Genomic DNA, 22,127 nt, shown 5'->3' with positions numbered 1-22,127 from the left:
GGTGCTGTGGAGGAGACAGCCCTGTGGAGGGAGGGTGAGTCGTGCCCCAGCGGCCTGTCACCAGGGCGCTTCCGCTTCTACGATGGGGACGTGAGCATCGGAACCGTCCTTCTCGCCGAGCCGCGCGGCTACTGCGCAGGTGTCGATCGCGCCGTCGTCGCCGTCGAACGCGCTCTGGAGCACTACGACGAGACGATCTACGTGCGCCACGAGATCGTGCACAACAAATTCGTCGTGGACCGCCTGCAGGAGAAGGGTGCCGTGTTCGTCGAGGAGGTCGACGAGATCCCCGAGGGTGCGCTCGTCATCTTCTCCGCCCACGGCATCTCCCCGGAGGTCCGCGAGATGGCCGAGGAGCGCCACCTGCGCACCATCGACGCCACCTGTCCCCTGGTCACCAAGGTCCACAAGGAGGCGGTGCGCTTCGCCCGCCAGGACTACGACATCCTGCTGGTGGGCCACGCCGGCCACGAGGAGGTCGAGGGCACTGCCGGCGAAGCCCCCGATCACGTGCAGGTCGTCAACTCCCCGGACGATGTCGACACGGTGACCGTCCGCGACCCCGAGAGGGTCGTGTGGCTCTCGCAGACCACGCTCAGCGTCGACGAGACGATGGAGACGGTCGACAAGCTCCGCGAGCGCTTCCCGACGCTGCAGTCCCCGCCCAGCGACGACATCTGCTATGCCACCCAGAACCGTCAGGTCGCGATCAAGAAGATCGCCCCGGACGCGGATCTGGTGCTGGTGGTGGGCTCGCCGAACTCCTCGAACTCCGTGCGTCTGATGGAGGTCGCCAAGGAGGCCGGGGCCAGGGCCTCCCACCGCATCGACTCGATCCGGGAGCTGCGCGACGAGTGGTTCGAGGGCGTCGGGACCGTGGGCGTGACCTCCGGTGCCTCGGTCCCGGACGTGCTGGTCCAGCAGCTGCTGAACGTTCTCGCCGAGCGCGGCTACGGGGACGTGAAGCCCGTGCGCACCGCTACCGAGGACCTCATGTTCTCCCTCCCGCGCGAGCTGCGCCAGGAGATGAAGAACCGCGGCGCCGTCGACAGCCGCACGAAGCCGACCGGACAGGCCGCCACCGCGGAGTCCTGAGCCGGGCCGCGGCGCCGGACGAGGACCACGACGGCCCGCCGGCCCTGGTGCTCCTGGTCGCCGCGTCGCACTGGACGGGAGCCCCCGACCCAGCTCAGCCGGCGCGATCCGCGCGGCCTGACTTCTCAGAGCCCTCGACAGGCGGGGCGGAGAGATTCGCGATCTCCGCCTCCTCGAGGGTGCGCGCCCGGCGCGTGAGCTGCTCGACCTCGTCCAGCGCGGTGCCGCTGAGCCCCAGCTCCTCGAAGCGGCGCGCGGTGACCATCACGCGGGTCTGCAAGGAGCCGACGGCCTCGTTGAACGCGGCGACCGAGGAGTCCAGCGAACGGCCCACCTTGCCCAGGTGACCGGTGAAGGTGCCCAGGCGGTGATGCAGCTCCCGGCCCGCCTCCAGCACAGTGCGGGCATCACGGTTCAGGGCATCGGTGCGCCAGGTGTGCGCGACCGTGCGCAGCAGCGCCACCAGGGTGGCAGGGGAGGCGATCACCACGTCCCGGGCGAAGGCGTCCTCGAGCAGGTCCGGGTCGGTCTCCAGCGCCGCGGCCAGCACCCCGTCGCTGGGCACGAACAGCACCGTGAACTCCGGGGTGTCCCCGAGGGCCTTCCAGTACGCCTTCGCGGAGATGACGCCCACGTGATGGCGCAGCGCCTTGGCGTGGGCCTTCCGACGGGCCGCCGCACGCTCCGGGTCCGTCTCCTCGGTCGCGTCGAGATACGCGTCCATCGGGGCTTTCGCATCGAGCACCACGTGGCGATCCCCGGACAGGTGCACGACCAGATCCGGGCGCTGTCCGGCATTCCCGTCGGCCCGGGTTCCGGAGAGCTGCTCGCTGAAGTCGACGTGCTCGAGCATCCCGGCGGCCTCGACGATCCGTCGCAGCTGCACCTCGCCCCAGCGGCCGCGGGCGGTAGGGGCGCGCAGTGCGGCGGTGAGCGCGCTGGTGCCGGACTCGAGTGACTGGGCGCGCTGGGAGAGCTGGCCGAGGTGCGCCCGCAGCGCCCCTTCGGCCTCCACCCGGGCGGCGTCCGAGCGGGCCAGGGAGCGCTCCAGATGGACGAGCGTCGAGGAGATCGGGGCGAGGGTGCGCTGCAGCTCGGCCTCGCGCTCCTCCTCGGCGGCATCGCGCCGGGCCACGTCGCGCTCATGCCGCTCATCGGCCAGGCGCAGCAGCTGCCCGGCGCTGTCGCCGTCCGCGCGTCGGCTCTGCTCGAGGCCGCGGGCGCGCTCGCGCATGACCAGCCAGGTCAGGATCGCCCCGAGGGCGGCACCCAGCACGAGTCCCAGCAGAAGCATCGAAGTACCGCTCATGAGTTCAGCACATCACGGGGGTGAGACACGGGAAGGGAGGACGCGCCCGCCCTCGCCCCGAGGGCGTTCTGTAGGCCGCGATGCGGCATCCTGTGGGGCACGACGCGGAGGAGGGGCCGATGGGGGAGCAGGGCAGGGCGGGGGCCGACGGGATCGGGCCGGACGGAGCAGGTTCGATGGAGCGGCGGCCCGAGAGGTCAGATCGCCGCCGGCGGATCGGCCGACGGATCGGGCAGGTCCTGCTCGCCCTGCTGCTGGTGGCGCTGCTGATCTGGGGCCTGATGTTCCTGCGGGTGTACGTGCTGCTCCCGCGCACCGCACAGCGTGAGGCGAACCAGGGATACGAGCTGATGCTCGAGGAGTTCGCGCAGCTCGCCGCGGCGGACGCCGAGGTGCTCGATGCGGAGTTCGGGGCGCCGCTGGGGACCGTGCGCACCGTCGCCTGCTCCGTGGAGCCCTCCGATCGCGGCTGGTTCGTCGCGGACCACCGCAACGACTGCTCGCTGCGTGAGCTCGAGGTGCGTGCGGTGACGGGGGATGAGCAGGACGCGGTCGAGCGGACCGTCTCCCTGCTGGAGGCGGAGCAGGCCTGGCAGGGAGATGCCGGGTATCTCCCGGCGGCGGAGTCATCGTGCGCGCCGGCCGGGGATGTTCGGATCCCGGCCGATGACGGGGTCCCCGTGCCGCAGTCGAGCACCGACCTGGCCGCGCTCGTGGTCGAGGACCTCGACGACCTCGACTCCTGCCTGCACGATCACGGCCCCAGCGCCAGGACGCTCGGCGCGATCACCGCCCAGGACCCGCGCAGCACGGTGCCGGCGGCGCCGGAGGATGCCCGCCTGCTGGTCATCGTGCGGGAGGCGCGGATCTCGAGCTCATCGCTGGGGTGCCTGCCGCTGCCACTCTTCTGCCAGCCGGCGACCGACCAGCCGCAGCTCCCCGACGCTGTGACGGGTTGAGACCAGAGGCTCACCCCCTCGGCGCCCGCTGCTGCGGTCGTGCCCCGTAGAATCACCTCCCGTGGCTCTTACTATCGGAATCGTGGGACTGCCCAACGTCGGCAAGTCCACCCTCTTCAACGCCCTGACCCGCGCCGAGGTCCTCGCTGCGAACTACCCGTTCGCGACGATCGACCCCAACGTCGGAGTGGTCCCGCTGCCCGACCCGCGGCTCGCCGAGCTCGCGACCGTGTTCGGCAGCCAGAAGCTGCTGCCGGCGACGGTGTCCTTCGTGGACATCGCCGGCATCGTCAAGGGCGCCAGCGAAGGGGAGGGCCTGGGCAACAAATTCCTCGCCAACATCCGTGAGGCCGACGCGATCTGCCAGGTCACCCGTGCCTTCGCCGATCCCGACGTGACCCGCGTGGAGGGCTCGGTCTCTCCCTCCGACGACATGGAGACCATCACCACCGAGCTGATCCTCGCCGACCTCCAGACCATCGAGAACTCGATGCAGCGCCTGGAGAAGGACACCAAGCGCGGCCTGGTCGACTCCGCCGTGCTGCCGAACGTCCTCAAGGCGAAGGCCCTGCTGGAGACCGGCAAAACGCTCTACCAGGGTGCCGAGGGCGCCGGCATCGACGTGGCCGCACTGCGCGAGCTGCAGCTGATGACCGCCAAGCCCTTCATCTACGTCTTCAACACCGACGAGGAGGGTCTCGCCGACGCCGCCTCCCAGCAGGCGCTGCGGAACCTGGTCGCCCCGGCCGAGGCGATCTTCCTCGATGCGAAGTTCGAGTCCGAGCTGATCGAGCTCGACGAGGACGAGGCCGCCGAGATGCTCGAGTCCACCGGCCAGGAGGATTCCGGGCTGGCCCAGCTGGCCCGCGTCGGCTTCGACACCCTGGGCCTGCAGACCTACCTCACCGCCGGCCCCAAGGAATCCCGCGCCTGGACCATCCCCAAGGGAGCGACCGCCCCGCAGGCCGCCGGCGTCATCCACACCGACTTCGAGCGCGGCTTCATCAAGGCCGAGATCGTCTCCTTCGACCAGCTCATGGAGGCCGGCTCCATGGCCGAGGCCAAGGCCAAGGGCAAGGTGCGCATCGAGGGCAAGGAGTACGTGATGCGCGATGGCGACGTGGTGGAGTTCCGCTTCAACGTGTAGCGGAACTCCCATCCGCACGGGGAAGACGGCTGCGCGAGCGTCGTGGATATCGACGTCGGGGAGATGGATTACTGCCTCCATGCGTCCGAGTTGAGCATGCCGCTCGCGCCTGGACGGGTTCGGGCAGGCTCGTACTGACGCGGATTGGTCTTCGGGCGCGAGCCGCTTCCCGTGGACACGCCATCGGTGCGGTCGAACAAGTCGGCCAGGGGTATGTCCGTAGACTGATACCCATGGTTCGGGTCGTCTTCATGTGCGGACCGGCGGGGTCAGGCAAGTCGACCGTCGCTCGTCGGATGGAGGCAGACGGATTCGTTCGGCTCTCGTTCGATCAAGAGGCCTGGGGCAGGGGCATCCGACACATGCCGCTGACAGATGATGCGCATCGCGAGATCGAGATCGAGCTCCGACGTCGTCTCGTGGATCTCGTCGAAGATGGACGTGAGGTCGTGCTCGACTTCTCCTTCTGGTCGCGTGCCATGAGGGAGGAATGGAGGCATGTGCTGGAACCGTTCGGGGTGGTTCCTGAGACGATCTACCTTTCGACTGACCGTGAGACGTGTTTACGGCGTGTGGCCTCGCGCAGACGCTCACACAGCGACGATTTCGCTCTGGATACGGCGACCGCCGCAAGGTACTTCGATCACTTCGAGCCTCCGACTCCTGATGAGGGACCCGTGACCGTGCTTGTGGTGTGATCTGTCAACCAGGAAGAGCCCGGTGCCACGAGATCCCCGCCTGTCGGGTGCATCAGTCGCCGAATTCCAGAGGTTGGTCCGTGCGAGGCTCGGCCGAGTTCAGGTTTAACGTCTAGCGCTATTAACGGCCCGCGGTATACCCCGGTCGCGTGATCAGATCGTTCGATAGCAAGGAGACCGAACGGCTGTGGCGTCGTGAGCGCGTGCGCTCGATCGATCCGAGGATCCATCGAGTCGCGTTGCGCAAGCTACGCCAGGTGGGATCTGCGGCGGTGCTCGATGACCTTCGCGTCCCACCCGGTAATCGGCTCGAGGCGCTGAATGGTGATCGAGCCGGTCAGCGCACATCGGGATCAAAGACCAGTGGCGGATCTGTTTCGTGTGGACGGACGCCGGACCGGAGGAGGTGGAGATCGTTGACTACCACTGACAAGATCGAGCCGATCCACCCGGGCGAGGTCCTCATGGAGGACTTCATCGAGGGCTTGGGATCACGCAGAACAAGCTCGCCGTGTCGATCGGGGTGCCGCCGCGGCGGATCAACGAGATCGTGCACGGCAAGCGGGGGATCACCGCAGATACCGCGCTGCGACTCGCGAAGTACTTCGGCACCTCGGCGGAGTTCTGGATCAACCTGCAGAGCCGTTACGAGCTCGACCGTGCGGAGGATCTCGCTGGGGAGCAGATCGCTGCGATCACGCCGCTGGAGGTCGCGTGAGTGTGACTGATGCCTCGCCTGAGCGGGCTCGCCTTGCGCTGCACGGATTCTGGCGGTAGATGGCTGTAGGTGCCGGAACGTGGTGGAGTTCAGATTTGCGCTTTAACCTCTCCGCAGAACTCTTTGGGCCGGACTAGGTGATTTGATCCCGGGACTAGGGCGGATCTCCAGGTCTTGCCCGACGCCTATCTCGGGCTGACTGATTCAGACTTCCTGACCTATCGGGAGCTCGCTCGAACGCGACGGCTCGGGGGTACGCGCCTGTGTCGCAGGTGCGAGCGAGAGGACCAGGAGCGAGGCGCAGATGCCCGCGAGCCCAGCCCATCCGATGGCGGGGAGGCGCTCACCGACGATGACCACGGCCAGGAGGGCGGCGATCGCGGGTTCAGCGAGGGTGAGCGTCGTCGCGGCGCTTGGAGTGACGCGCGTGAGGCCGTACCCGAAGAGCAGATAGCCCAGGAACATCGGGACCAGTGCCATGTAGAGCCCGACCATCATGGGCTGGGCGGAAGCGATGAGCGGTGCGCCGGTCAGCAGAAGTATGGGCATCAGGGCAATGCCGCCCAGGCCGAAGACAGCGCCCATCGCTGCCGCACGCCCGACGCCGCGGTACATGAGGCGGTGAGCGCTCCACGAGTACATGGCGTAGGTCGCGCCAGCAACCAGGCCGAGGATGACGCCGGCGACCGTGGGGAGCGTCTCGCTCGGCGCGTCGTGCATCTTCGCAACGCACAGAACTGAGCTGCCCGCGATGCCGAGAACCGATGCGAGCATCCACCAGCAACTGAGCCTGCGTCGCTCGATCACCCGTTCCAGAAGACCCGAGGCGATCGGGGCAGAGCCGAGGGACACGACAGTGCCGACCGCCACGCCAGCCAGATGCATCGAGCTGTAGAAGGCCAGCGGGTAGATCAGCACGGCTGCGGCTCCAGCGAGCACTGTCCCGCGTTGCGAAGACAGTGCGGGACGTTCCCTGCGGAGCGAGGGAGCGGCGATGGCTGCCTGCAGGATGCCGCCGATGCCGAGCGCTGCCGCGCCCATGGCCAGCGGCCCGACCGACGGTGCGAACGTCGCCGCAGTCCCCGTGGTGCCCCACAGGAAGGCGGCGGTGAGCACCGCGAAGATGCCGGTGGGGGAGCCTCGCTTCACAGTGCCGCCAGCATCCGCAATGCGATGGCCCGTGCGTGCTCCAGACGCTCCGGGGTGCCCTCTAGGCCTCCCCGTGCCACGGCTCCTTCGAGGAGGAAGCTGAAGTGCTCGGCCAGCTCCAGTGCCTCGGCTTCGGTGGTCATGGATTCCAGGTTCTCGGCGAGAATCTTCTCCACCTGTTCCTTGTGCGCGCGTACGGACGAGCGGGCGGGGTGTCCGGCCGGAAACTCGGCGGCCGCGTTGAGCAGCCCGCATCCTCGGAAGCCCTTGCCGTAGGCGTCGTTCGCGTGGTCGATGTAGGCGTCGAAGACTGCTACGACCCGTTCCGTGATTGTCGAAGCTTTCGCAGAGCGCTCCCGATGCAGGTCGAGCCACTCCTCGTGGCGGGCGTCGATATAGCTACTGACGAGCTCTGCCTTGGACGAGAAGTTGTTGTAGAGGCTCTTCTTCGCGACCCCGGCCTCAGAAGTGATTGTGTCGATCCCTGTCGCGTGCACGCCGTCCTCGTAGAAGCGTCTCGCCGCAGCATCGAGCAACCGCTCTCGCGCTGATCCTTGATTCATGTCGCCCCCTCTTTCGGTAGGTAGGTCAGTCTACCTACCGATCGAGAGCTGTTTCAATCTCTACGCACTTGGAAGCTTACGAACACGGGCGGGAGGTCCTACCGGCTCGCTCGAGCCCGAGATGGGGATCGTTCTTCGCGACTGGGCTGCGTCGCGACTGCATGTCGGGGTCTGGGAAGCCAAGCACGTGCAGAGGTTGCTCTGCACCGGAATGCGGTGGAATTTCGTTTTGCCGTATAACCTCCGGTTGCGCGTGGTGTGATGCGCTTCCTCTGCGTTTGGTCACCGCGTTGCTGCCCTTGTCCATGTCCTCCCGGGTCCGCTCGTGTCGGTGGACAGCTGGATGACGGCCCTGCGAGCCGATCCGCGAGACGCGTTGCCATACGATTGAGCGGTGACGACTCCTATACGCCGCGAGATCGGCCAAGTCTTCATCCCGGTGCGGGACATCCACCGCTCTGCCGACTGGTACGGCAGGCTGCTCGGTGCGGAGGTGTCCCTGCCTTCGCATGACGACACGATCGTCGACGTCCCGATGGAACCGGGCCCCGGCCTTGCTCTGGACGCGAACGCGCCGTTCACGCCGGACGGTCCGCCACGCTTCTTCTGGTGGGCCGATGACCTCGGCGCAGTCGTGGCGCATGTGCGCGATCTCGGGGCCGAACTCGCCTCGGACGTCGTCGACATCGGGAGCGTGGCCTTCGTCCAGTTCCGGGATCCTGACGGGAACCTGCTCATGGTGTGCGCTCGAACGGAGGGCGACGAGTCCGCTCACACCGTTGTCTGACCGCCGGTGAGCGAAGGCGCGGCTCATCAGTGCTGGCCCGCACAACGACAGTGGCGGAAGAGATCGTTCGGTGTCGGAATGGGGTGGAGTTCCGTTTCTCGAACTAAACCTTTGGTGCGCTCGCACTCACGGATCGGAGCCGACGCGCACAGCTTCGCTCGCTGTCAATAATCAGTACCGTGTCGAAGTCGGCGTAAGCCCTCTGTGTCAGCCTTGAGTGAGATCCCCGGTGACCCTCTGTGGATCTGTACCCCGGAGTTGCACCCTTACTGCACAGCGACAGGTTGGTATGTACCGGAACTCGGTGGAGTTCCGGTTTAACGTCTAGCGTTAATGACGGTCATCGTCATACGATGGTCTCGTGATCAGATCGTTCGGAAGCAAGGAGACCGAACGGCTGTGGCGTCGTGAGCGCGTGCGGTCGATAGATCCGAGGATCCATCGCGTCGCGCTGCGCAAGCTTCGTCAGGTGGGATCCGCGGAGGTGCTCGAGGACCTCCGGGTTCCGCCCGGCAACCGGCTCGAGGCCCTCAAGGGTGACCGGGCTGGTCAGCACAGCATCAGGATCAACGACCAGTGGCGGATCTGCTTCGTGTGGACCGACGCCGGACCGGAGGAGGTGCAGATCGTTGACTACCACTGACAAGATTGCCCCGATCCATCCCGGAGAAGTCCTGATGGAGGACTTCATCGAGGGATTCGGGATCACCCAGAACAAGCTCGCCGTGTCTATCGGAGTGCCCCCACGCCGGATCAACGAGATCGTGCACGGCAAGCGGGGGATCACGGCGGACACCGCGCTGCGGCTGGCGAAGTACTTCGGTACCTCGGCCGAGTTCTGGATCAACCTGCAGAGTCACTACGAGCTGGACCGCGCGGAGGACCGTGCGGGAGAACAGATCGCCGAGATCATCCCGTTGAGCGTCGCGTGAGTGCTGCGTCCCCGGCATTGCGCCGGCTTCGTCGTGCCGATGCTCCCGCCGTTCTCGCTGCCTTCAGATCCGACCCCGACATGGTGCGCCAGGGCGATGTGTCGACACTCGCCGAGGCGGAGCACTATGTGAGCCGGCTGGTGGATCCGGACTCGCCGCACGAAGCCTGGTCCATCGTCGCCGACGATGCGATGGTCGGCCTGGTGTGCGTGAGCGTCGACGACGAGAATCGCAGCGGATGGTTCTGGTACTGGATGACGGATACCGCCCGCGGACGCGGATGGACCGCTGCGGCTGCGGCCACCATCGCGAAGTGGGCACTGACCATACGTGGGCTGGAGCGACTGGAACTCGGTCATCGGGTGGACAATCCCGTGTCCGGAGCGGTGGCGAGGCGCGCAGGGTTCGTGAAAGAGGGAACGGAGCGCGAGAAGTTCCTCGTGAGCGGGCGGCGGATCGACGTGGACGCCTACGGAAGGCTGAGCTCCGATCCTTCACCGTCCTTCGATCCACTCCCGATGAGCGACGGATAGCTGTGGGGCTCCAAAGGGTCCTTCGTGCCGGAACGTGGTGGAGTTCCGGTTTAACGTCTAGTTGCGCCCCTGCGCACTGTGACCCTCATGCGGCGCGAGGTGTGTCAGACAGGATCAGTGAACGACACCGGCTTGCCGTTGGTGCGGGCGTAAGCGATCTCCTTGCCCGTGGACTCTCCGATGTACCCACCGGGGTTGACCACCAGCACCCGATCGACCAGGTCGATCTTGTGCAAGTGGAGGATATCCAGCATCGTCTTCTGCTCGCTCGAGATCGAGCCAGCGGCATCTCCCGCTTCGCCAGCTGCGACGACGATGATGCCTGCGAAGGTGAGATCACGGTTTGCGTCGCGCATCTCTCTAGCGAACCGGGCGGAGCCTCAGATGCAGACGATCTCGGGTCGATCAAGCACAGTTCACTCTCTCATCGTCACGGTGCTCCTCGATCGGTGAGGCCGCGACCAAGCCGGGCGGCGCTCGACTCCGCGGGTGATATCGCGATATCATCTTGGTGGAGGTGGTCACGATGCCGAACGTGCTGATCCGTGGACTGAGTGAGGCTGCAGTCGAGCACATCGATGCTGAGGCGGCGGCGCTAGGGCTATCGCGCAACGAGTTCCTGCGTCGGCGACTGGAACAGGACGCCTCGACTCCGGTTGCCGCGACGGTCGCTGCCGATGACTGGAGTCGCTCGGCGGCGGCCTTCGGAGACCTCGCCGATCCTGACGTGATGGATGCCGCGTGGCGGTGACGAGCTGGCTGGTCGACAAGTCGGCATACGTGCGCATGCAGGCGGGCCAGGCGGCGAGCATTGCCGAGTGGAACTCGCGTATCGAGCGTGGGCTGATGCGTCTTTCGACGGTGACGCGGCTCGAACTCGGCTTCTCCGCCCACTCCGGTGACGTAGGTCGTGAGGCGTTCGGGCTGCCACCGCTGTCGCTCATGCCGATCGAGCACCTCACGCCCGCGATGGAGGACCGCGCCTTCGAGGTGCAGATGCTCCTTGCCGACCGTGGCGAGCACCGTGCTCCGTCCATCCCGGATCTGCTCATCGCAGCGACAGCGGAGAAGGCTGGGCTGACGGTCCTAGCCGTTGACAAGGACTTCAACCTCATCGCCGAGGTCACCGGTCAGTCCGTGGAGACGCTCGCGCTGGTCTGACTCATCGAGGCCGTGCCCCCAGGCCATGAGATGGCTGTACGTACTGGAACGTGGTCGAGTTCCGTTTCAACGTGTGAATCCAGTCCCGGTTCGGCGGGACTGGTGCACAAGCAGGCCACGTCAGGCTGTCTCCGCTGCGCGCATCAGTCCCTCGGTGGAGTTCAGGTGCCCGGCATGACGTGATTGCCGCGTACTGGCCGACCCGCTGGTGTCGAGTGGTACCATATAGTTGTACCATCGATCCGAACGAGGAGGTCCTCATCATGTCCATCAGTGCAAGCGAGGCGCGGAAGACGCTGTTCCCCCTCATAGAGCGGGTGAATGAGGACCATGAGGCCGTCGAGATCGTCTCCCGTAAGGGCAACGCAGTCCTCATGCCGGCGGACGAGTACGCCGCGTGGCAGGAGACCGCATACCTGTTCCGCTCGCCGGCCAACGCCCGCCGACTGCTCGATGCCTACGACCGTGCCCGCGCTGGGAAGACCGAGGTCCATGACCTCGATCGCGCAGGCGGGGAAGTCTGAGTGCGGCTGGTCTGGGACAGATCGGCGTGGGAGGACTACACGCACTGGCAGACCGCCGACCGGAAGATCCTCAAGCGCATCAACACGCTGATCGACGCCTGCCTCCGCGAACCGTTCTCCGGGATCGGCAAGCCCGAGCAGCTGAAGTACGGAGCGCAGGGTGCGTGGTCGCGGCGCATCACCGACGAGCACCGACTGGTCTACCTCGTGGACGACGAGGACCTCGTGATCCTGCAGGCCCGCTACCACTACTGAACCAGATCGCCCTCCGTGTGGGCACGTGGTGAGGTTCCGGCTCGACATCTGAGCGCACGGGGACATCGGCATCGCCGGAGCATGCCGCACCCCTCAGAACAGAGGCCACGGCACCGCCGGCATCCCACCGCTCGGGGCCGGGAACTGCCCGTCCGCACGCAGCTCGTCACAGCGTGCGGCGAGTGCTGCGACCTCGTCGGCACTGAGCAGGTCCCGCAGGCGTCGGCCCAGCTCGCCGTCCAGTCCTTCACCGACACGGTCGATGCCCTCGCACTCCTCAGCGGTCAGGGCATCCCCCATCCACCCCCAGAGGACCGTGCGCAGCTTGGGGTCGCGATGGAAGGTGAGCCCATGGTCGACGCCGTACCGATGCCCGTCGGCCATCGCGAGGATGTGGTCGCCCTTGCGATCGGCGTTGTTGACGAGCAGATCGAACACCGCCATGCGTCGCAGCGCCGGCGAGTCCTCATGGACCAGGGTGATCCTCTGCCCGCTCTGGTCCTGTCCCTCGAGCACGCTTCTCCAGCCCGTCGCGGGCAGGTGGTCGCTCGCGACCAGATCCACGGCGCGCTGGGCGCGGTCCGGCTCCTGCCAGAGCTGCACCATCCCGTCGCCCAGCGGGCCGGCGCGCAACCAGGTGCGCGGCACGACGTTCCAGTCGAGGGCCTGCGAGATCAGGTAGGCGGCCAGTTCCCGACGGGCCAGGCTGCCGCCGGGGAAGTCCCAGAGCGGGGCCTCGCCCGCCACCGGCTTGTAGACGACCGCCGCGTCGCCGATGCTGCCCAGGAACGTCGCGTTGGACGCCGTCGTGAGGCGGCCGGTGAGCGTCAGTTCGGCGGTCGCCAGGTCCGACGCGGTCATCAGTCCTCGGGAATGATGCAGGTATGGCCGTCGGGATCCATGGGGTGGCCGCAGAGCGTGCACAGGGGGCGCCCGGCGTCCACGATCTCCCGGGTGCGCCGGGTGAACGCCCGAGCAGTGCCGACCGGCATCCGCACCCGCAGCATCTCGGAGTCCTCCGCAGCGAGCCCCTCGAGCGCGTCGTCGTCCTCGGCGGGGAGGGGGTGCGCCTCGATGATCACCTGGGCCGTGGTGGGGTCCCAGCCGATGCCGAGGGTCCCGGCGCGGAACTGCTCCTGGACGGCCTCGAGCGGATCGTTGTCGACGAGCTCGACGGGAGTGCTGGTGGGGACGCTGAAGCGGTTGCCCTCGACGTCGATGAGCTGGTCGAGGATCTCGTCGATCTTCAGCGCGAGCAGCGCGGCCTGCTCCTTCTCCAGGGCGATGCTCAGGATCCGTCCCCCGGTGCGCGCCTGCAGGTAGAAGGTCCGGGCCCCGGGGCGCCCGAGCGTCCCGATGACGACCCGATCCGGCCAGTCGAACTCATGAACATGTGCAGGCACGTCGGTCATGTGATGATCCTAGGCGTCCGGCTGTCCCCGTCGGAATTTCCTGCACCGCCGCCCACCGCTGCATCGCCGGAGTGGACAGCTTTCGCGAGCCAGGACAGCTCGCCGGAGTCGGTGTTGGTCGCCCAGACCCGCGGGCGGCTCGCGCCATAGCTCACGATCGACACGGAGGCGGGACCCGCCTCGAGCCGCTGGAACAGGTCGAGGTGCATGCCGAGCGCGTCGGCCAGGATCGACTTGATGATGTCACCGTGGCTCACCGCCACCCACACCGCCCCCGGTCCGTGCTCGGCCTCGACGGCGGCATCGTGGCGTCGGATCGCGGCCACCGACCTGGCCTGCATCCCCGCCAGGGACTCGCCGCCGGGAAAGACGACAGCGGACGGTTGCGACTGCACCATCGGCCACAGCTCCTCGGTCGCGAGATCGCTGAGCCGGCGGCCCTGCCACTGACCGTAATCGCATTCGGTGAGGTCGGGGTCGACCGACGAGGGCGGTGCGGCCCTCTGGCGATCGACGATGGCTCGGGCCGTCTCCGTGCAGCGCTGCAGAGGGCTCGAGACCACCCCGACCACGGGCACGCCCGCGATCCTGCCCCCGGTCAGCCTCGCCTGGTCCCGTCCGAGCCGGTCCAGGCTCACGCCGGCGGTCCTACCTGCCAGCAGTCCCGTCGCATTGGCCGTGGTGCGGCCGTGCCGCACGAGGAGTACTGTCGCCATCTCCCCAGCCTAACGACCCGGCCGAGCTCGGCGCCGGCTCGGCGCTCGTGCCGGACAGGGGAGGAATCGCTCGGCGCTGGAGAGGGCGACCCTGGTGCAGGTCTCAGGCGATGGCCAGACGGTGGAACGCCTGGTCGAAGATCGTGAGCCCCTCCAGGCCAGGGATCCGCTGCATGCGCTGATCGAGCTTGTCGACGTCGTGCTGCTGGCCGCCGAAGAGGTGCCCGAAGACGTGCCGGACCTCGTCCTCCTCCATGATCCCGGAGCCCACCGGGCGCCACGCCCTGCTCAGCAGCAGGCGGACGAGCTTGCGCGCCTTCTCCGACGTCTCCAGGCGTGCCCGGGCCTGGGTCGTGTAGAAGGCGACGTGCCGTGTCTCCTGCTGGGCGATCCGCGTGACCAGAGCGGCCAGCGTGGGGCTGTCCGTCATCTCGGCGAGGCGCCGGTAGCCGGCGGTGGCGGAGAGCTCATTGGCCACTCCCCAGGTCATGTGCACGGCGACGAAGTCCTGGCCCACCAGGTTCGCCAGACCGGACTGCTTCATGGACGACAGCGCGAGCTGCCACCCGAGCCCCAGTCGCTTGGCCTTGACCTCGTCGTAGTCGACGACGATCCCGTGCTCGGCCAGCACAGCGGCCAGTGCTTCCCCGTGCCAGAACTCCTCGCGATTCCAGGTGGTCATGAACCCGGCCGATTCCTCCTCCCGGTGGGAGGGCGTGACCAGCAGATCCCGCAGGAAGCAGGTGGTGTGGTATTCGACGTCGCACATGTAGCGGACGGTCCGCAGGGTCTGCGGATCCAGCGGCTGCTCGCGGAAGACCGTCAGGTCGAGGTCGTCCCACTGCAGCGGTTCGGAGGTGTCGGTGAAGCGTTCGAGATCAAAGGCCATGGGAGGTCCTTCCAGGGATCCGGTGCGGCGTCGTGCGGGGGCGGCGCCGTGAAGCCGGGAGCAGGTCGTGCAGGATCGACGTGGCGCGGGCGAGGTCCGCACGGGCCTCGGGGGAGCGGAAGAGGCTGGAGCGGGCGCGGGATTCGTCGGGATCGGCCACCCCGACCACCCGCAGCGGCTCCCAGCTGCGGCCGAGATATCGGCGGGCGGTGACCGCTTCGCGCCGGGAGCGGGAGATGCGGGCTTCCGCTTCGAGCCGGAAGAAGCGGGCACTGTGCTCCCGGCGTCGGAGGATCTCCTCGACGATGCGTGCGGATTCCCCGTGCAGCCGGGGAAGCACCGAGCGGTAGGCGGCCTGCAAGGCGGATTCCTGGACGGCCAGGCGCGCCATGTGCCCGGCGACCACCGGCTCCCCGACCACATTCGTCCAGACGGGGGCGAGCAGCGGCATCAGCGTCTCGAGGTACATGCTGCGGACGTGGGCGGCGATGGAGCGCCGACGCGGCGGGCGGATCGGCGGCCCGGTGGCGGCCAGCAGGTCCCGCAGGGCGCGGCCGAGCTGATGACGGGCGAACGCCCAGGTCGCCACGAAGGCCGTGATCCGGGCTTCGTTCGCGCTCCAGGTGGCCAGCAGAGCGCGCGCTTCGGACAGTCCGGCGCTGTCCAGACGGCAGAGGAAGGCGAGATCGGCACGGGTCTCCTCCGACAGGTCCTCCGCCGCGGCGGCCGTGGCATCGACGAGGATGCGCCCGTGGTCCTGGCGACCGTAGGCGGCGACATCGAAGTCGGTGAAGAGCACGGTCAGATGGTCGGGGTCGGAGTGGAGGCGGCCGGCGCGGTAGCCCGGCAGCGGTTCCGCGGTCGGTGCGGGGTGCGCGGCCCTGCGGGGGTTCGGGGCGGGAAGAATGATGAGCGACCTCCTCAGGACTGGGAACGGCGCAGCCGGGCTGCCGTCGACCGGCGAGCGCGGAGGCCGTCAGCGCGAGCTGGCCGCGTCAGGCGATCGTGGTGAAGCGCCCGTCCTGTATTCGGAGGCCAGGGACGATCAGATTGGTCCCGGCGTCAGCGGGTCCCCCGAAGCCCCCGGGTCAAGAGTCTGCTGGCCGACTTTGATCGTGCCCCGTTCCGGAATGATCAGCCAGGCCTCCCACGGTTGGTCGGCAATGGTCATGACCCTGCAGGGTCGGTGAGCGCGGCTGCGTAGTTGCGCATCGAGCGCTGGTAGCGGGGCAGCGCCTCGAGCTGCGCCTCGATCGCCACTCGCAGCGCGTCGTCCTTGCGGCCGGCGCTGTGGAGGGCGAGGGCCAGCACGATGCGGGGCGCGGCGCCGGTCGACTCATGGGTCGGCGCCGCCTGCAGGACGGCGATCGACTCCTCGAGACGGCCGAGGTTGCGCAGGGTCGAACCGTACTGGACAGCGAGCTGGGCGTGGCGGGACTCGTCGAGACCGAGCTCGAGAGCGCGCTCGTACTCGGCGCCGGCCTCGGCCTCGAAACCCATCGAGTCGTACATGCCGGCGAGCTCGAACGCGGCCCTGCCGTCGGCCGCCGGGCAGGCACCGGCCAGCTCGCGCATCGCGGCGACCCCGCCCTCACGGGTGTACGAGTCGGCGCACTCCCAGAGGCCGGCGACAGATGCTTCCCACTGCTCGAGGGTCGTGTTCATGTCGTCGATCCTGTCACGGCACGGTAGTGCCCGAGTCGTGGGCGGAGGCACTTAGATGCAGCCCGGTCTCACCCCTGTGCGCGAGGCTCAGGACACCCCAGCGGACCGCGGGTGGGGGTACTCGGATGCGCGGCCTTGGAATGCCAGGATGCTCGGATTCCTGATCTCGCCGTCGCTGATCTCGATCGCGCGGGCGATCGTCTGATCGGCCGTCCAGGCGGACGGCCCTTCCATCACCGTGCGGAGGAAGGGCAGGAGGGCCTCGCTGATCTCCCAGGTGGCCGAGTTCCACAGATAGGACGGGCTGTGGTCCACGGCGTAGTAGTTCACTCCCTGCCCGACGGTGAACATCGGATCCTCGAACTCCGTGGGCCTGGCCCATTCGAAGCCCATCCCCTCGTCGCACGAGACATCGATGATCAGCCGTCCGGCGGGGAACCTCTCCAGATCCTGGGTCCGCAGGTAGGTGAGGGGCGCCGCCACGTCCTGGAGCGTGCAGTTGACGACGATGTCGTGCGAGGCCAAGAAGTCCGGGAGCAGGTCATCGCCGTCCTCGGTGAGCACCGTGCTGAGGTGGACGGGACCGTCGCCGGTGTTCAGCTGGGTGAGGTGCGCGCTGTGGATCGGGGAGCCGACGGCTGAGGCCCCACGCTGGGTGAGGACCTGGATGTCGTGGATCCCCTGCGCCTGCAGAGCGGTGACCGCTCCTCGGGCCGTCGCCCCGAAACCGATGACGACGGCGCTGAGCCGTGGCCCGTAGTCGCCCGTGGATCCTCTGAGGCTCAGCGCATGCAGCACGGAGCAGTAGCCGGCGAGCTCGTTGTTCTTGTGCAGCACATGCAGGCTGAAGTCTCCCCGCCGGGTCCAGTGGTTCATGGCTTCGAAGGCGATGAGGGTGAGCCGGCGGTCGATCGCGGTCTGCGTCATCTGCGCGTCCTGCACGCAGTGGGGCCATCCCCACAGGACGCGACCCTCGGGGATCGCGGCGACGTCCGCCGCCTGAGGCTTCGGCAGCAGCAGGACGTCGGCCGAGGCGATCACCTCGGCGCGCTCAGCGACCCGCCCCACCCGTGATTCGATGTACCCGGGATCCAGCTGGAAATCGGCGCCGTAGCCGCGTTCGACGATCATCCGCGCCCGTACGTCGGCGTCGATCCGGTCCAGGTGGTGGGGATGCAGCGGAAGTCGTCGTTCGTTCTCCATCGTCGACCCGGCGAGCAGTCCCAGGGTGAGGAGATGAGGGCTCGATGCCGGGTTGTTCGACGAATGTTCGGGGGTGGCAGCGGGCGGTCGAGCGGTGCCGGGCATCCGGCCTCCCATCATCGGGGAACCAGGGGCAGCTCCGTCATGGACTGTACGCCGTGACCTTTTCCGGGCATCCTGCTCTCGCGGTGGCGCGCTACACCGTGGTGATGGCTCGCGGCGTGAGGTCGGGTGCGAGCGCCTCGCGCTCATCGAAGACGAAGCACTCCCCGTCGTAGTGGTCCTGGCCGATCTGCTCGAAGTAGCCGAGGATGCCGCCCTCGAGCTGGAGCGCGTCGATGCCTGCGTCGCGCAGGTAGATCGCCGCCTTCTCGCAGCGGATCCCACCGGTGCAGAAGCTCACGACGGTCTTGCCCTCCAGGGCATCGCGATGAGCGGAGGCCGCCTCCGGAAAATGCGTGAACCGCGTGATGCGCCAATCCAGCGCGCCCTCGAAGGTGCCGTAGTCGACCTCGAACGCGTTGCGGGTATCGAGCATGACGATGTCCCGCCCGTCATCGTCGTGTCCCTGATCGAGCCAGCGCTTGAGGGTGCGCGGCGCCACCGCCGGCGCACGGTCCTCGAGAGGGCGGATCGCCGGGTGGTCCATGCGGATGATCTCGCGCTTGAGCTTGACGAGCATCTTGCGGAACGGCTGCTCGGCCGACCAGCTCTCCGTGGTCGCCAGAGCGGCGAAGCGGGAGTCCTCACGCAGCTGCTCGACGTACCCGCGCACGGCGTCGGCGTCACCCGCGAGGAACAGGTTGATGCCCTCCTCCGCGAGGAGGATCGTGCCCTTCAGCCCCGCAGCCTCTGCCCGTGCGCGCAGCACCGGGCGCAGCTGCTCACGATCGGTGATCCGGGTGAACAGGTACGCGGAGATGTTGAGGACGTTTTCCACGACGTGAGCCTACAGAAGAGCCCTCGGGCAGGCTGCTCGGCCCCGTTCGGGCAGGAGGGTCGCCATCCCCTCGGGCCGACCCCTGGGCGCGTGCCTGAACGTTTAGGATGGTGCGACAGAGCAGCAGATCCGTTCGCACCCGCGTGAGGAGCCCTGACCATGAGTTTTTCCGTCTATCTTTCCGGCGAGATCCATACCGAGTGGCGTGACGAGATCCAGCGTGGCGCGGAGGCCGCCGGATTGGACGTGGTCTTCAGCGCACCGGTGACCGACCACCCCGCCAGCGACGCCGCCGGCGACCATCTCGGCGCGAACGACAGCAAGTTCTGGCGCGATCACCAGTCCGCGAAGGTCAATGCCATCCGCACCCGTACCCTGATCGAGAAGAGTGACCTGGTGGTGGTGCGCTTCGGGGACAAGTACAAGCAGTGGAACGCCGCCTTCGATGCCGGCTACTGCGCCGCGCTGGGCACCCCTTACATCACCCTCCATGACGAGGACATCGTCCATCCGCTCAAGGAGGTCGACGCCGCGGCCCAGGCCTGGTGCACGACCACCGACCAGGTGGTGGAGACGCTGAGGTACGTGCTCGAAGCCTGAGCCGGCAGCCCGGCCGCAGCCGGTATGGAACGGTTCGGCACAGAGCCTGGCGGGGCGAGGGCGTCGGGAGCGCTACGGAGCACGGATGGTGGCAGGACAGATGTCCTGCGGGGCCGGGGACAGCCGGCTCTGCCGGTGAGGGCAGCGGTTCCCTAGCGTCGGAGACAGCCCTCACCGCCGGTGGGGATGCCGACCCCCAGGAGCAGACCATGCACCATCCCGCCACCTCCCCGACCACCTCACCCGCACGGACGCGGTTCTCGGACGCCGCCCTCCGGATCCGCCTGCCGGTCGCCATCGGCACCCTCGCTGCGGCCGCGCTCGCCGGGCTGCTGGTGTGGGCCCTCGCCGTCCCCGTCGGCGATCTCTCCCTCGACCTCGCGGACGGTCGGACGGTCGGCCCGGGCGCGGTCGTCCTCGCCGCATCGGTGGGCGGCGCCGCGGCGTGGCTGCTGCTGGCGCTGCTGGCCCGCACCCGGCGCGGTCGTGCCCGGTGGACCGTGATCGCGGTCGTGGTGCTTCTGCTGTCCCTGGGCCCTCCCGTCCTCGCCGGAGCAGCCGGGGGAGTGCTGTCGGTGCTCCTGCTGATGCATCTGCTCATGGGCGGCACGCTGATCCTGGGACTCCGCCGCAGCGCCGTGCCGCGAGCGACCGGCGGGCGTACGGTGAGCACGGAGGCCCCATGAGCACCGTCGCCCGATCCGCACCGCTCCGAGACTGCGAGGCGCCCGCCCCGCCCCGTGTCGCCCGCCTGTCCGGCCGCTGGTATGCCGTGGCGTGGACCCCGGTGCTGCTGCTGGTGCCGGTCGTCGCGGCCGCACAGCGTCTCGACGTGCTGCAGCTGCTGGCCGTGCTCCTGCTCGGTGCCGTGCACATCACGACCGCGATCATCGGCCGACGGGCCGGTGCGCGGAGGCTCACGGAGGCGCTCGTGGCCGTCGCGGTGCTGATGGTGATCGCCTATCAGCTCCTCTGGGACGAGCACCAGGTCTTCCTCTACCCGCTGCTCGCCCTGACCATGGCCGTCGGGGTGCATCGCCGTCTCGCCCCGGGCCTGATCAGCGGGATCGCCCTCAGCGGCGCGGTTGCCGCGGGACTGACCAGCGCACGTCTCGCGGACGCGCTGGTCTTCGCCGTCATCACGTACATGGCCGGGTTCAGCGCCGTCCTCATTGACTGGCTGAGCCGGACCACGGTGCAGCTCGCCGCGGCCCGGGAACACCTGGCCCGCTCCGCCGTGGCCGAGGAACGCGCGCGGTTCTCCCGCGACCTGCACGACCTGCTGGGCCACAGCCTCTCGGTGATCGTGGTGAAGGCGCAGGCGGTGCGACGCTTCGCGGCGACCGATCCCGCCGCGACCGCCGAGCATGCCCGCGGGATCGAGGAGATCGGCCGGAACGCGCTGGAGGAGGTGCGCGAGGCCGTGGCCGGCTACCGCGAAGTGGTGCTGGCCGACGAGCTCGACTCCGCGCGCAGCACGCTGCGCGACGGCGGCGTGCGGACGGAGGTCCGCGGCACGCGAACCGTGCTGCCGCCGCAGATCGACCGTCTCTTCGCCTGGACCGTGCGGGAGGGGGTCACGAACATCCTGCGTCACTCCCCGGCGCGGAGCTGCACGATCCGCGTCGAGCTCGCCAGCGGCGTCGCCACCCTCGAGATCATCGACGACGGTCGGCCCGCAGGCCCGACCGCCGAGGGCGCCACCGCCCCGACGGGCTCCGGTCTCGCCGGGCTGCGGGAGCGCGCGGAGAGGCTCGGCGGCGTACTGGCCGCCGACCACGAGGCAGGCGGCTTCCGGCTCGGCGTGAGCGCGCCGGTGACAGGGATGCGGAGCGGGACGTGAACGCGCAGAAGGCAGCGCGGATCATCACCGTGATGATCGCCGAGGACCAGACCATGATGCGGTCGGCGCTGGTGAGCCTGCTCGGGCTGGAACCGGATCTGCGCGTGATCGGCGAGGTCGATCGCGGGGACGAGGTGGGCGCCGCCGTCGCCGCCCGTCGACCGGACGTCCTTCTGCTGGACATCGAGCTGCCCGGCCGCAGCGGCCTGGACGTGCTCGAGCAGGTGCGGGCGGTGCGCTTCGCGACCGCGGTCGTCATCGTCACGACCTTCGGCCGCCCCGGATACCTGCGCCGCGCCATGGACGCCGGCGCTCGCGGCTTCTTCGTCAAGGACCGCCCGGTCGAGGAGCTCGCCGACGCGATCCGCACGATCGCGGCCGGGGAGACCGTCGTCGATCCGAGCCTGGCGGCACAGGCACTGCGATCAGGGCCCAGCCCGCTCACCGACCGGGAGCGCGAAGTGCTGGCCGCCGCGGACGGCGGGGCGCCGATCACCGAGCTCGCCGCCACCCTCCACCTCTCGCCGAGCACGGTGCGCAACTACCTCTCCAGCGCCATCGGGAAGACCGGCGCCCGCAACCGGGCCGAGGCGCTGCGCTCCGCTCGCGAGGCGGGCTGGCTGTGAGGGGGGCGCCGGTCGGAAGCCCGTGCAGAGACTGTGCGAGGCCTGGCCGATACAGACAGCCGCGGGGAACCCCTGCGCCATCCCGCAGGACTGCGCGCAGCAGACCGGGGCCGTGCCTGCCGCCCAGCATCCGCTCCAGTGGGATGCTGCCGTCCTGCCAGGGCGTCAGCACCCACGCCACGCGGTATGCATCCCGGATGCAGCGGAGCGTCCTGATCCACTCCGTGCTCGGTTGCGACGACCGGCCGTCGATCTCAGCAGACCGGGACGCCGGAGAGCGATCGGTCGGTCGGCGAGGGCACGCCCGCAACGCGGCACCGCTACGCTCGGCACCCGAACCGTCCCGGTGTCGACCCTGAGGAGATCGCCTTGCTGAACTGGTTGCTCCGAGCGCGGCGCATCC

General features: G+C 68.5%; 29 protein-coding genes and 2 pseudogenes. 18 read left to right on the top strand and 13 right to left on the bottom strand.

Translation table 11 applies throughout. The features are described 5' to 3' along the window. Positions 1-90 precede the first annotated feature (90 nt). Positions 91-1,095, top strand: coding sequence for a 4-hydroxy-3-methylbut-2-enyl diphosphate reductase (locus ACHUEU_RS07575; protein WP_394215309.1), 1,005 nt, complete (start codon positions 91-93; stop codon positions 1,093-1,095). Positions 1,096-1,189: 94 nt separating this feature from the next. Here ACHUEU_RS07575 and ACHUEU_RS07570 read toward each other — a convergent pair whose 3' ends face one another. Next, complete coding sequence (locus ACHUEU_RS07570) at positions 1,190-2,404, bottom strand: DNA recombination protein RmuC (RefSeq protein WP_394215308.1); 1,215 nt, start codon at positions 2,402-2,404, stop codon at positions 1,190-1,192. Positions 2,405-2,580: 176 nt separating this feature from the next. Between ACHUEU_RS07570 and ACHUEU_RS07565 the strand changes: the two genes are divergently transcribed. From ACHUEU_RS07565 to ACHUEU_RS07545, 5 genes and pseudogenes are all read left to right on the top strand, one after another. Then, on the top strand, positions 2,581-3,363 hold the full coding sequence (locus tag ACHUEU_RS07565; protein ID WP_394215307.1) for a hypothetical protein: 783 nt from the start codon (positions 2,581-2,583) through the stop codon (positions 3,361-3,363). A gap of 61 nt (positions 3,364-3,424) precedes the next feature. Continuing rightward, entirely contained in the window at positions 3,425-4,510 is a 1,086-nt protein-coding gene (ychF, locus tag ACHUEU_RS07560) for a redox-regulated ATPase YchF (RefSeq protein WP_394215306.1), read from the top strand. A 233-nt stretch (positions 4,511-4,743) separates the two neighbouring features. Then, positions 4,744-5,208, top strand: coding sequence for a P-loop nucleotide/nucleoside kinase family protein (locus ACHUEU_RS07555; protein ID WP_394215305.1), 465 nt, complete (start codon positions 4,744-4,746; stop codon positions 5,206-5,208). 149 nt (positions 5,209-5,357) lie between these two features. Then, a pseudogene (locus tag ACHUEU_RS07550) lies at positions 5,358-5,638 on the top strand (type II toxin-antitoxin system RelE/ParE family toxin). Then, positions 5,625-5,926 (top strand): annotated as a pseudogene (locus ACHUEU_RS07545) (HigA family addiction module antitoxin). Before ACHUEU_RS07550 ends, ACHUEU_RS07545 begins: the two co-directional pseudogenes overlap by 14 nt. A gap of 204 nt (positions 5,927-6,130) precedes the next feature. On the opposite strand, the gene ACHUEU_RS07540 reads toward ACHUEU_RS07545, so the two are convergent. Then, on the bottom strand, positions 6,131-7,075 hold the full coding sequence (locus ACHUEU_RS07540; protein WP_394215304.1) for a DMT family transporter: 945 nt from the start codon (positions 7,073-7,075) through the stop codon (positions 6,131-6,133). Next, positions 7,072-7,638 carry a TetR/AcrR family transcriptional regulator gene (locus tag ACHUEU_RS07535; RefSeq protein WP_394215303.1) on the bottom strand — a complete coding sequence of 189 codons (567 nt, stop codon included), beginning with the start codon at positions 7,636-7,638 and terminating at the stop codon, positions 7,072-7,074. The genes ACHUEU_RS07540 and ACHUEU_RS07535 overlap by 4 nt, the downstream gene beginning before the upstream one ends. Before the next feature lie 394 nt (positions 7,639-8,032). On the opposite strand from ACHUEU_RS07535, the gene ACHUEU_RS07530 reads away from it, so the two are divergent. The 4 genes from ACHUEU_RS07530 (at position 8,033) to ACHUEU_RS07515 (ending at position 9,890) form a co-directional block, all read left to right on the top strand. Continuing rightward, positions 8,033-8,425, top strand: a complete 393-nt coding sequence (locus ACHUEU_RS07530; RefSeq protein ID WP_099195594.1) for a VOC family protein — start codon at positions 8,033-8,035, stop codon at positions 8,423-8,425. Positions 8,426-8,786: 361 nt separating this feature from the next. Continuing rightward, positions 8,787-9,068 carry a type II toxin-antitoxin system RelE/ParE family toxin gene (locus ACHUEU_RS07525; protein WP_394215302.1) on the top strand — a complete coding sequence of 94 codons (282 nt, stop codon included), beginning with the start codon at positions 8,787-8,789 and terminating at the stop codon, positions 9,066-9,068. Next, positions 9,055-9,357 carry a HigA family addiction module antitoxin gene (locus tag ACHUEU_RS07520; RefSeq protein ID WP_394215301.1) on the top strand — a complete coding sequence of 101 codons (303 nt, stop codon included), beginning with the start codon at positions 9,055-9,057 and terminating at the stop codon, positions 9,355-9,357. Before ACHUEU_RS07525 ends, ACHUEU_RS07520 begins: the two co-directional genes overlap by 14 nt. Next, a complete protein-coding gene (locus ACHUEU_RS07515) occupies positions 9,354-9,890 on the top strand; it encodes a GNAT family N-acetyltransferase (RefSeq protein ID WP_394215300.1) in 537 nt (178 codons plus the stop codon). The genes ACHUEU_RS07520 and ACHUEU_RS07515 overlap by 4 nt, the downstream gene beginning before the upstream one ends. Before the next feature lie 104 nt (positions 9,891-9,994). Here the strand turns inward: ACHUEU_RS07515 and ACHUEU_RS07510 are convergent, their stop codons facing one another. Beyond that, the gene (locus tag ACHUEU_RS07510; RefSeq protein WP_394215299.1) at positions 9,995-10,246 is read right to left on the bottom strand and encodes a hypothetical protein; all 252 of its coding nucleotides are present in this window, start codon (positions 10,244-10,246) and stop codon (positions 9,995-9,997) included. Between the two features lie 170 nt (positions 10,247-10,416). On the opposite strand from ACHUEU_RS07510, the gene vapB reads away from it, so the two are divergent. From vapB to ACHUEU_RS07490, 4 genes are all read left to right on the top strand, one after another. Beyond that, on the top strand, positions 10,417-10,641 hold the full coding sequence (vapB, locus tag ACHUEU_RS07505; RefSeq protein ID WP_394215298.1) for a type II toxin-antitoxin system VapB family antitoxin: 225 nt from the start codon (positions 10,417-10,419) through the stop codon (positions 10,639-10,641). Then, positions 10,632-11,051: a PIN domain nuclease gene (locus ACHUEU_RS07500; protein WP_394215296.1), complete on the top strand. Its 420-nt coding sequence runs from the start codon at positions 10,632-10,634 to the stop codon at positions 11,049-11,051. Before vapB ends, ACHUEU_RS07500 begins: the two co-directional genes overlap by 10 nt. A gap of 263 nt (positions 11,052-11,314) precedes the next feature. After that, complete coding sequence (locus ACHUEU_RS07495) at positions 11,315-11,575, top strand: type II toxin-antitoxin system Phd/YefM family antitoxin (protein WP_394215295.1); 261 nt, start codon at positions 11,315-11,317, stop codon at positions 11,573-11,575. Further along, entirely contained in the window at positions 11,576-11,830 is a 255-nt protein-coding gene (locus ACHUEU_RS07490; RefSeq protein WP_394215294.1) for a Txe/YoeB family addiction module toxin, read from the top strand. A 93-nt stretch (positions 11,831-11,923) separates the two neighbouring features. Here ACHUEU_RS07490 and ACHUEU_RS07485 read toward each other — a convergent pair whose 3' ends face one another. The 9 genes from ACHUEU_RS07485 to ACHUEU_RS07445 form a co-directional block, all read right to left on the bottom strand. Further along, the gene (locus ACHUEU_RS07485) at positions 11,924-12,691 is read right to left on the bottom strand and encodes an SCO1664 family protein (RefSeq protein WP_394215293.1); all 768 of its coding nucleotides are present in this window, start codon (positions 12,689-12,691) and stop codon (positions 11,924-11,926) included. Further along, entirely contained in the window at positions 12,691-13,242 is a 552-nt protein-coding gene (locus ACHUEU_RS07480; RefSeq protein WP_394215292.1) for a DUF3090 domain-containing protein, read from the bottom strand. Before ACHUEU_RS07480 ends, ACHUEU_RS07485 begins: the two co-directional genes overlap by 1 nt. Next, positions 13,239-13,958 (bottom strand): MSMEG_4193 family putative phosphomutase, encoded by a 720-nt coding sequence (locus tag ACHUEU_RS07475; RefSeq protein WP_394215291.1) that lies wholly within the window; start codon positions 13,956-13,958, stop codon positions 13,239-13,241. Before ACHUEU_RS07475 ends, ACHUEU_RS07480 begins: the two co-directional genes overlap by 4 nt. Before the next feature lie 103 nt (positions 13,959-14,061). Beyond that, the gene (locus ACHUEU_RS07470) at positions 14,062-14,847 is read right to left on the bottom strand and encodes a ferritin-like domain-containing protein (RefSeq protein ID WP_394215290.1); all 786 of its coding nucleotides are present in this window, start codon (positions 14,845-14,847) and stop codon (positions 14,062-14,064) included. Further along, positions 14,837-15,646 (bottom strand): hypothetical protein, encoded by an 810-nt coding sequence (locus tag ACHUEU_RS07465; RefSeq protein WP_394215289.1) that lies wholly within the window; start codon positions 15,644-15,646, stop codon positions 14,837-14,839. Before ACHUEU_RS07465 ends, ACHUEU_RS07470 begins: the two co-directional genes overlap by 11 nt. A gap of 246 nt (positions 15,647-15,892) precedes the next feature. Continuing rightward, positions 15,893-16,018 carry a hypothetical protein gene (locus tag ACHUEU_RS07460; RefSeq protein WP_394215288.1) on the bottom strand — a complete coding sequence of 42 codons (126 nt, stop codon included), beginning with the start codon at positions 16,016-16,018 and terminating at the stop codon, positions 15,893-15,895. After that, positions 16,015-16,512, bottom strand: coding sequence for a tetratricopeptide repeat protein (locus ACHUEU_RS07455; RefSeq protein ID WP_394215287.1), 498 nt, complete (start codon positions 16,510-16,512; stop codon positions 16,015-16,017). The genes ACHUEU_RS07460 and ACHUEU_RS07455 overlap by 4 nt, the downstream gene beginning before the upstream one ends. An 87-nt stretch (positions 16,513-16,599) precedes the next feature. Then, positions 16,600-17,820 (bottom strand): N(5)-(carboxyethyl)ornithine synthase, encoded by a 1,221-nt coding sequence (locus ACHUEU_RS07450; RefSeq protein ID WP_394215286.1) that lies wholly within the window; start codon positions 17,818-17,820, stop codon positions 16,600-16,602. Positions 17,821-17,911: 91 nt separating this feature from the next. After that, on the bottom strand, positions 17,912-18,655 hold the full coding sequence (locus ACHUEU_RS07445) for a sulfurtransferase (RefSeq protein WP_394215285.1): 744 nt from the start codon (positions 18,653-18,655) through the stop codon (positions 17,912-17,914). A gap of 159 nt (positions 18,656-18,814) precedes the next feature. Here ACHUEU_RS07445 and ACHUEU_RS07440 point away from each other — a divergent pair, with 159 nt between their 5' ends. The 4 genes from ACHUEU_RS07440 (at position 18,815) to ACHUEU_RS07425 (ending at position 21,724) form a co-directional block, all read left to right on the top strand. Further along, positions 18,815-19,255: a YtoQ family protein gene (locus tag ACHUEU_RS07440; protein WP_394215284.1), complete on the top strand. Its 441-nt coding sequence runs from the start codon at positions 18,815-18,817 to the stop codon at positions 19,253-19,255. Between the two features lie 209 nt (positions 19,256-19,464). Continuing rightward, positions 19,465-19,941 (top strand): DUF6069 family protein, encoded by a 477-nt coding sequence (locus ACHUEU_RS07435; protein ID WP_394215283.1) that lies wholly within the window; start codon positions 19,465-19,467, stop codon positions 19,939-19,941. Further along, positions 19,938-21,098, top strand: a complete 1,161-nt coding sequence (locus ACHUEU_RS07430; protein WP_394215282.1) for a sensor histidine kinase — start codon at positions 19,938-19,940, stop codon at positions 21,096-21,098. Before ACHUEU_RS07435 ends, ACHUEU_RS07430 begins: the two co-directional genes overlap by 4 nt. Before the next feature lie 20 nt (positions 21,099-21,118). Then, positions 21,119-21,724, top strand: a complete 606-nt coding sequence (locus ACHUEU_RS07425) for a response regulator (RefSeq protein ID WP_394215354.1) — start codon at positions 21,119-21,121, stop codon at positions 21,722-21,724. Positions 21,725-22,127: the final 403 nt, after the last annotated feature.

The organism is Brachybacterium vulturis (assembly GCF_043641765.1).
In the GTDB taxonomy this organism is placed as follows: Bacteria; Actinomycetota; Actinomycetes; order Actinomycetales; family Dermabacteraceae; genus Brachybacterium; species Brachybacterium vulturis_A.
The sequence above is the reverse complement of the archived record's forward strand: the minus strand, read 5'-3'. Positions and strand labels throughout refer to the sequence as shown.